Genomic DNA, 8547 nt, shown 5'->3' with positions numbered 1-8547 from the left:
CCAGCGGAGAGACAGGGGATTCGAACCCCGGGTACCTCGCGGTACAACGGTTTTTCAAGACCGCCGCAATCGACCACTCTGCCACCTCTCCAAAACTTCCTTATCAGAAGTGCTTTTCGTTAAAAGCGGTGCAAAGGTACGAAGATATTTTAAACTTGCAAGAGTTTTCACTAAAAATTTAATCTAATCTTTTCCTAAGGATAGCAATTAATAGGTATTTTATGTTGAAAAGCATAAAATAGAGCATATTTATGCTGATTATATGAAAAATGATTGTAACTTTGTGCGCTCTAAAGAATAGGATAACTACAACCTCTAATTTTATCATTTTATGGAATTAAACAAGATCTTTAAAGACGGTCTTTGGAGCAGCGAAATCAACGTCAGAGATTTCGTAAGTCATAACATCACTCCGTATTACGGAGATGCTTCATTCCTCGAAGGACCTACAGAACGTACCAAAGCCGTATGGAACCGCTGCCTCGAAGCACTGGCAGAAGAAAGAGAAAACAACGGTGTCCGCTCATTAGATAATGTTACCGTATCAACCATCACTTCCCACAAGGCCGGATATATCGACAAGGAAAACGAACTGATCGTCGGCCTGCAGACAGACGAACTTCTGAAACGTGCCATCAAGCCTTTCGGAGGTATCAACGTAGTCAGCAAAGCCTGTCACGAAAACGGCGTGGAAGTGGACGACCGCGTAAAAGATATTTTCACTCACTACCGCAAGACGCACAACGACGGAGTATTCGACGTATATACGGAAGAAATCCGTTCCTTCCGTTCGCTGGGATTCCTTACCGGACTTCCCGACAATTATGCACGCGGACGCATCATCGGTGACTACCGCCGTATGGCTCTTTACGGCATCGACCGTCTGATCGAAGCAAAGAAGGAAGATTTGCACAACCTCACCGGTCCGATGACAGAGGCCCGCATCCGCCTGCGCGAAGAAGTGGCAGAACAGATCAAGGCACTGAAAGACATGAAAGTGATGGGCGAATACTACGGTCTCGACCTGAGCCGTCCCGCTTACACGGCACAAGAAGCCGTACAGTGGGGTATATATGGCTTACCTTGCCGCCGTCAAAGAACAAGACGGTGCCGCCATGTCACTGGGTAACGTTTCTTCTTTCCTCGATATCTATCTGGAATATGAACTGAGCAAAGGAACCATCACCGAATCATTCGCGCAAGAGCTGATCGACCAGTTTGTCATCAAACTGCGTATGGTCCGCCACCTGCGTATGCAATCATACAACGACATCTTTGCAGGCGACCCGACCTGGGTAACCGAATCTCTGGGCGGACGTCTCAACGACGGACGTACCAAAGTGACAAAGACCTCCTTCCGTTTCCTGCAGACATTGTACAACCTCGGCCCTTCACCGGAACCGAACCTGACCGTACTCTGGAGCCCGGAACTTCCCGAAGGATTCAAAGAATTCTGTGCAAAGGTTTCTATCGACACTTCTTCTATCCAGTACGAAAACGACGACCTGATGCGCGAAGTACGTCAGTCCGACGACTACGGAATCGCCTGCTGCGTATCATACCAGGAAATAGGCAAGCAGATTCAGTTCTTCGGTGCCCGTTGCAACCTGGCCAAAGCCCTGTTGCTTGCCATCAACGGCGGACGTTGCGAGAATACCGGTACAGTCATGGTGAAGAATATCCCCGTACTGACCAGTGACACGCTGAAGTTCGAAGAAGTAATGGACAACTACAAAAAAGTGCTGACCGAAATCGCCCGCGTATATAACGAAGCGATGAACATCATCCACTATATGCACGACAAGTATTACTACGAGAAGGCCCAGATGGCTCTTGTAGATACGAACCCGCGCATCAACCTGGCTTACGGTGTAGCCGGACTTTCCATCGCCCTCGATTCACTGTCTGCCATCAAATATGCGAAAGTAACTGCCCGCCGCAATGATATCGGTCTGACAGAAGGTTTCGACATCGAAGGAGAATTCCCTTGCTTCGGTAACGACAACGACAAGGTAGACCACCTGGGCGTAGACCTGGTATACTTCTTCAGCGAAGAATTGAAGAAATTGCCAGTTTACAAGAATGCCCGTCCTACCCTCTCCTTGCTGACTATCACTTCCAATGTGATGTACGGCAAAAAGACCGGTGCTACTCCCGACGGACGTGCCAAAGGTGTTGCCTTCGCTCCGGGTGCCAACCCGATGCACGGACGCGACAAGAATGGTGCGATCGCTTCTCTGAGTTCTGTAGCGAAACTTCGTTACCGTGACTCACAGGACGGTATCAGCAACACCTTCTCTATCGTTCCGAAATCACTGGGTGCTACGGACGAAGACCGTATCGAGAACCTCGTGACGATGATGGACGGTTACTTCACCAAAGGTGCCCACCACCTGAACGTAAACGTACTGAACCGTGATATGCTGTACGATGCCATGGAGCATCCGGAAAACTATCCGCAGCTGACTATCCGCGTTTCCGGCTATGCCGTAAACTTCGTGAAGCTGAGCCGCGAACACCAACTGGAAGTTATCAGCCGTAGCTTCCACGAACGTATGTAATCTATTACTCTATATGATGATAAACGTACATTCATACGAAAGTATGGGAACATTCGACGGGCCGGGCTTACGGCTCGTCGTTTTTCTTCAAGGATGCAACTTCCGCTGCCTCTATTGCGCCAATCCGGATACGATAGCAGGAAAGGGAGGCACGCCTACCCCACCGGAAGAAATCGTCCGCATGGCAATGAGCCAGCGCCCCTTCTTCGGGAAACGAGGAGGAATCACTTTCTCCGGAGGCGAACCGACGTTTCAGGCGAAAGCACTCGTCCCGCTGGTCCGCGAACTGAAAGAAAAAGGCATCCATGTCTGTCTGGACAGCAACGGAGGACTTTGGAACGAAGACGTAGAAGAATTATTCAGACTGACCGATCTTGTGTTATTGGATATAAAGGAATTCAACCCTAACCGCCATCAGACGCTCACCGGAAGAAGCAACGAGCAAACCATCCGCACGGCCGCCTGGCTGGAAGAACAGGAGAAACCTTTCTGGCTACGCTACGTGCTAGTGCCCGGATACAGCGATTTTGAAGAAGACATACGCGCACTGGGAGAAGCACTCGGAAAATACAAGATGATCCAACGGGTGGAAATACTGCCTTACCATACACTGGGCGTACATAAGTACGAAGCGATGGGACAGGAATACAAGATGAAAGGGGTAAAAGAAAATACCCCCGAACAGCTTGAAAAAGCTGCGGAGGTATTCAAAGAGTATTTCACTACGGTGGTAGTTAATTAATGGAGAATTCTCCAATGACCTCAAAGCAAGGGCATTCTTTAATCCGTTCCCAAGGATCTACGATCCCATTATAGTTGGTGTCGGGACTTAAATCCCGATGCCCTACTACTTTAGCTTCCGGATAACGCTGCAACAATTCGTGTACCAAGCAATGTAGCGCCTCCTTCTGACGGGGTGTACGCGTATCCGCAGCTTTTCCATTCTCATCCAGACCGCCCTCATAACATACACCTAAGCTGATCGCATTATAGCCACGTGCATGAGCTCCGACCGTATCTTCATCCCGCATCGGCTCAATCTCGCCCGACTTGCGTATATAATAATGATACCCCCAGCACGAAAAGCCACGATAACGGTGAGCCGTATCCACATCCTTTGCCGTAAAGTCGCAATCGACACGGGTGGCGGAACAATGGATCACAATCAGACTAATCTTTCTCATGTTCCTTTTCCCTTTCCGTCGTTTTCACTTTGCACACCTCCTTACAAGTAGTATGATAGCGCACTTCTCTCACCACCCTGTCCCGCTTTCTCTTTCCGAAGAAAGGAATCAGATACATGATCACATCTAAAATCCGACTTACTATTTCTTTCATCTTATCAAAATATTAATGGAAGTTATTCTAATTCGTTATTACCTTGACCCGTCTGCCAATTATACCGTAGGGTCCGGAGCCTCTTCATCACCGGAGCCATCACCACCGGAATCCGGATTCTTGTCAGGGTCTTCTCCCCCGCCATCGCCTGCACCCGCCTGCGCCACCGCACGAGTCTGCACTTGCTGATAACTCAGAATCTTCATCAACTCCGCCAGCGTCTTACCGGGGCGGAAAATAAGATGCGCCCCCTTAATCATTGAACCGGAAAATTCCTTGACCGATGCCGCACCTTCACTGTTGAGTCCTATCTGCAAACTGCCCAAATCGCCCAGTCTCGCAATTCTTCCTGCCTTCAACGCACGTTTCACTTCGTAAAGAATACCCGAAATAGCCGCACGTACATCCGTTTCCGTACAAGTAGAACGACTGGTGATCGCTTCGCACAACTCTTCAAAGTCCAGCTCACCCGACGCCTGCGCCTGTGCATAATACTTTGCCGGTTCGCTCTTTTTTGCAGGATTCTTGCGCGGCACCACTGAATAAGATACTGTCATTGCCATAATAAAATAATTTTAAAGTTTATAATACATAGGATGCATCCCTTTCTTGTTAACAGCACAAAGATAAGGATAGCCGGACAAGCCATATTCCCCAACGAAGTTTCTTGATTCCCAACGAATAAAAACGAAGTCAAACCTTTGAAAAACAAGGAATTTTATGTAACTTTATAGCATAAAACAAGAAGAAAACATCATGAATTACAAAGAAGATTCTTTCCTTATCCGCACCTATACCAAAGCGGAACTGGCTCACCTTTACAATCCCCATGTCTGCCTCAAAGTTGCTTTACAAATACTTCGTCGTTGGATTATTTACAACCTCCCTCTCCTGCACGAACTCGAACAGGAAGGATACCGCGCACGCAACCGTCTCCTTTCGCCGAAACAAGTGGCAACTATCATACACTTTTTGGGCGAACCGTAGTAACTTATTGCCATTTCATACAAAGTTCCTTTACACATTTCCGCAAAGAAGTTCCTTTGCATCGACAAACAATAATCAAAATAAAAATGAAACATTTCACCATATTTCAAGGTTTCTACTACGCAATAGCAGAGATGACCGAAGAAGAAATAGTGTCCACTATCGGCAGTTTTACCTACCGGGAAAAAGTCGAAGAAATACGCCGCATCTTTGCAGAGCAAGGAGAAAAGGCTGCCAATGAGAAGAAAAAAGAATTGCCGGCAATCGCCTTCTCCGCCAGCTACCGAGGAAGGCGTACCAAAGTGAACCTCGTCAAATATCTGGGACACATCGTGATAGACATCGACCACCTCAGCAAAGAAGAATTGGCACGCATCCTCCCTATCATCAAGAGATGCGATTACACCCGCATCGCCTTTATCAGCCCCAAAGGGATGGGCGTGAAAATCATAGTACGCGCATGCCATCCGGATGAGACATTGCCCGAAACCCTTCAGGAAATAGAAGACTTCCATCATGCAGCTTACACCAGACTCGTTTCTTTTTACACCGAACTCTGTCAGATAGAAATCGACACCTCCGGCCAGGATGTGGCACGCACTTGTCTGTTCTCTTACGATCCGGAGATTTATTTCAATCCGAACGCTGACGCTTTTCTTGTAGATCAACCTCAGGCATCCTACAAGGTTTCAAATCGTAAAAATCTCTCCGGCAGTAAACAACAGACTCCTCCGGACGGCCCCCCGACGAATGAAGACACAGCGCTCAACGCCCATTCCGCCAACGCTTCTCTGGTGCTGACTTTAACCTACTATCACAACAAGTCCGAAAAATACATAGCGGGCAACCGGAACAATTATCTGCACCATCTCTCATGTACCTTCAATCGCTACGGCATTCCGCAGGAGGAAGCATCCGCTTTTATCAAAAGCCAGTTTACAGACTTTCCGGCGGACGAGACAGCCTCTTTGATCAATAGCGCCTACGCTCATACCGACGAATTTAATACCTGTAAACTGAATGGCACGCAGAAACGAATATTACGGATAGAGCAATATATCAGCGAGCACTACGAAACACGCTACAACGAAGTGCTGCATATCATGGAATATCGCAGAAGGCATCCCGACACCGAGAAACCGGAGCCTTTCCGCATCTTGGATGAGATGATGGAAAACAGTATCTGGATAGAAATCAACGAACTGGGATATCCCTGCACTGTCAAAACAATCGAAAATCTGATTTACTCCGATTTCAGCCAGTCGTATCATCCCATTCGCGAGTATTTTGAATTACTGCCCGAATGGGACGGAACCGACTATATCCGTATCCTGGCGGATAGTGTCCAGACGAGTCATCAGGAGTTTTGGGCGGAATGCCTGGAACGTTATCTGGTAGCGATGTGCGCAGCGGCTACTCAGGAGAATATTGTCAATCACACGGTACTTCTGCTATGCAGCGAGATACAGAACATAGGAAAGACTACCTTTATCAATAATCTCCTGCCTCCCGAACTGCGTGCTTATCTCTCTACCGGACTAATCAATTCGAACAATAAAGATGATTTAGCCAAAATAACGCAGGCTATGCTGATCAATCTCGACGAGTTTGAAGGGATGAGCGGCCGGGAACTGAATGCATTCAAAGATTTGGTAACGCGCAAAGTGATCAGTTTCCGTCTGCCTTATGCACGCCGTTCGCAAAACTTCCCTCATACGGCCTCTTTTGCAGGAACCTGCAATTATCAGGAAGTGCTTCACGACACGACAGGCAACCGGCGTTCCTTTGTTTTCATCCTTATTCCATCCAATTTATTACCATCAATTATGCGCAGCTCTATGCTCAGATCAAATATCTGCTGAATAAGCCGGGATATCAATACTGGTTCACGCAAGCGGACAATGAACGGCTTGAAGAGAATAACGAGGCTTTCATCTTTCATTCACCGGAAGAAGAAATGGTTCTTACGCATATCCGCAAGCCGGAACGTTTCGAGAAGGTTTATTATCTGACTGTCAGTGAGATTGCGGAACTAATACGTGAGCGTACCGGTTATCAGTATTCCATCGGATCAAAAATACAGTTGGGGAAAGTGATGACTAAACACCATTTTGAATCTAAAAAAGGAAATAACGGGCGCCGATATGCCGTATTTATTATAGATATCGAGCAGGTAAAATCAAACAGGCTGTATGAATAGAAGCGGGAAAGCCTTGTGAATATAGCAAAATGCAGAGTCATCTTGACAGATACTCTGCATTTATTGTTTTTACAAAATCATTGAAAATTCGATTTTACAGCCTAACGCATTCATTATACGATAGAAAGTAGATACTTTAGGCTCTGTCTGACCACTTTCTACTCTTGAAATATAAGAACGGTCAGAACCGATACGCCGGGCTAATTCAGCCTGAGTGATTTTAGCCTTTTTTCTTGCGTCCTCGATAATCTGTCCTGTATAAAAGGCGTAGGCCTTTTCTTCTGCCTCTGCACGAGAAGCTGTTCCTTCCTTACCAAAACGCTCATCTATTAATGCACTGACATTAAAGAATTCCTCATTTGTTTTTGCTTCCATAATACTCCTTTCTTAATATCTTTGCTTTATCAATTTCTTTCTTTGGTGTTATTTCGGTTTTCAGCACATACAATATCTTATCTTGGGTGCCAGCATCTAAATTTTCAAAGAATTCTTTGAAGTATCCTTTATATGCTATTATTTCTCTTTTCATAACGCAAATATAAGAAATGTTGTTCAACTATACAACATATTTCCTCGTTTTATATTATTTTTCATCATCTTCACCCCCAAAAGTGAGAGGAGTGAGAGAGGAATTGAAACTTTTTCTATTTTATTTCTTTATTTCTACTTTCTATATTTCTCTAAAAAAAATACGAATGTTAGAAATCCTCTCTCACTCCTCTCACTTTTTACCTTTTCTTTCTCCAAAAAGACGGCGGGAAATCGGAAAAACACAACCGTCTTTTTTCTATTTCTCACCGCATTTTCAAATCAGCCCACCAATTGAAGCAGACTTCAGGAAATATTTGTTATCTTTGATGTGCAAAAGATCAAAAGAATCAGATATGGACAACTTGATGCGTAAACTTCCTATTGGAATACAAACCTTTGAAGATATACGAAGGAAGAATATCTTATTGTAAAGATCGGAATGGAATTTAGTGCAGAAAGCCGGAACTTAAATCGTTGGTTAATCGAAGTGATAGGAAAGTAAAATATGAAAAAGAGGTTGTGTCAAAACGCTGGCACAACCTTTTTTTATGCACAAAGCCCAGACTTTCACAAGCCCGGGCTTTGTTATTACCCAAAGTTTTTGTATCTTTAGGCATAAAGTTTTTCGTTATGGCAAAGTTACATTTTCGTCCTTACATTCCCAACCAAACAGTTCTTTTTCCCGGAAGAATTGATGAAAACATAGCAGCGAACGATCCGGTTCGCATAGTTAATACTGTTGTTGATAATCTCAATCTTGACAATTTCAAGAAGCTTTATAAAGCAACCGGTCGTTGTCCTTATCATCCTAAAATGATGCTTAAGGTGATTATCTACGCCTACATGAACAATATCTATTCGTGCCGCAAAATAGAGAAGCTTCTCCTACGTGATATTCATTATATCTGGCTTTCCGGTAATGAACATCCG

9 protein-coding genes, 1 tRNA gene and 2 pseudogenes are annotated in these 8547 nt (G+C 45.4%); 6 read left to right on the top strand and 6 right to left on the bottom strand.

Going from position 1 to position 8547, the window contains the following annotated elements:
- Positions 1–4: 4 nt before the first annotated feature.
- A tRNA-Ser gene (locus HMPREF9007_RS27035) sits at positions 5–91 on the bottom strand.
- A 240-nt stretch (positions 92–331) separates the two neighbouring features.
- Here HMPREF9007_RS27035 and pflB point away from each other — a divergent pair.
- A pseudogene (gene pflB / locus HMPREF9007_RS19330) lies at positions 332–2561 on the top strand (formate C-acetyltransferase).
- A 16-nt stretch (positions 2562–2577) separates the two neighbouring features.
- Entirely contained in the window at positions 2578–3303 is a 726-nt protein-coding gene (gene pflA, locus HMPREF9007_RS19335; protein WP_032813866.1) for a pyruvate formate-lyase-activating protein, read from the top strand.
- Here the strand turns inward: pflA and HMPREF9007_RS19340 are convergent.
- The 3 genes from HMPREF9007_RS19340 to HMPREF9007_RS19345 are packed head-to-tail and all read right to left on the bottom strand — an operon-like array spanning position 3296 to position 4462.
- Positions 3296–3745 carry an N-acetylmuramoyl-L-alanine amidase gene (locus tag HMPREF9007_RS19340; protein ID WP_008760440.1) on the bottom strand — a complete coding sequence of 150 codons (450 nt, stop codon included), beginning with the start codon at positions 3743–3745 and terminating at the stop codon, positions 3296–3298. The genes pflA and HMPREF9007_RS19340 overlap by 8 nt on opposite strands.
- The gene (locus tag HMPREF9007_RS27030; protein WP_008760439.1) at positions 3732–3899 is read right to left on the bottom strand and encodes a hypothetical protein; all 168 of its coding nucleotides are present in this window, start codon (positions 3897–3899) and stop codon (positions 3732–3734) included. The genes HMPREF9007_RS19340 and HMPREF9007_RS27030 overlap by 14 nt, the downstream gene beginning before the upstream one ends.
- Positions 3900–3958: 59 nt before the next feature.
- Positions 3959–4462 (bottom strand): HU family DNA-binding protein, encoded by a 504-nt coding sequence (locus tag HMPREF9007_RS19345; RefSeq protein ID WP_008760438.1) that lies wholly within the window; start codon positions 4460–4462, stop codon positions 3959–3961.
- A gap of 193 nt (positions 4463–4655) precedes the next feature.
- On the opposite strand from HMPREF9007_RS19345, the gene HMPREF9007_RS19350 reads away from it, so the two are divergent.
- A complete protein-coding gene (locus tag HMPREF9007_RS19350) occupies positions 4656–4886 on the top strand; it encodes a DUF4248 domain-containing protein (RefSeq protein ID WP_008760437.1) in 231 nt (76 codons plus the stop codon).
- An 86-nt stretch (positions 4887–4972) separates the two neighbouring features.
- A pseudogene (locus HMPREF9007_RS19355) lies at positions 4973–7086 on the top strand (BT4734/BF3469 family protein).
- A 69-nt stretch (positions 7087–7155) separates the two neighbouring features.
- Here the strand turns inward: HMPREF9007_RS19355 and HMPREF9007_RS19360 are convergent.
- Both HMPREF9007_RS19360 and HMPREF9007_RS27025 read right to left on the bottom strand, forming a co-directional pair.
- Positions 7156–7461: a helix-turn-helix transcriptional regulator gene (locus tag HMPREF9007_RS19360; protein WP_008760436.1), complete on the bottom strand. Its 306-nt coding sequence runs from the start codon at positions 7459–7461 to the stop codon at positions 7156–7158.
- Complete coding sequence (locus HMPREF9007_RS27025; protein ID WP_008760435.1) at positions 7442–7615, bottom strand: hypothetical protein; 174 nt, start codon at positions 7613–7615, stop codon at positions 7442–7444. Before HMPREF9007_RS27025 ends, HMPREF9007_RS19360 begins: the two co-directional genes overlap by 20 nt.
- A 166-nt stretch (positions 7616–7781) precedes the next feature.
- Between HMPREF9007_RS27025 and HMPREF9007_RS27505 the strand changes: the two genes are divergently transcribed.
- Positions 7782–8048, top strand: a complete 267-nt coding sequence (locus tag HMPREF9007_RS27505) for a hypothetical protein (protein ID WP_022471060.1) — start codon at positions 7782–7784, stop codon at positions 8046–8048.
- A 199-nt stretch (positions 8049–8247) separates the two neighbouring features.
- A partial coding sequence (locus tag HMPREF9007_RS19375; protein WP_008760433.1) for an IS1182 family transposase occupies positions 8248–8547 on the top strand: 300 nt, incomplete at its 3' end.

The sequence above is a fragment of the Bacteroides sp. 1_1_14 genome, assembly GCF_000162515.1.
Classification (GTDB): Bacteria; Bacteroidota; Bacteroidia; order Bacteroidales; family Bacteroidaceae; genus Bacteroides; species Bacteroides thetaiotaomicron.
The sequence above is the reverse complement of the archived record's forward strand: the minus strand, read 5'-3'. Positions and strand labels throughout refer to the sequence as shown.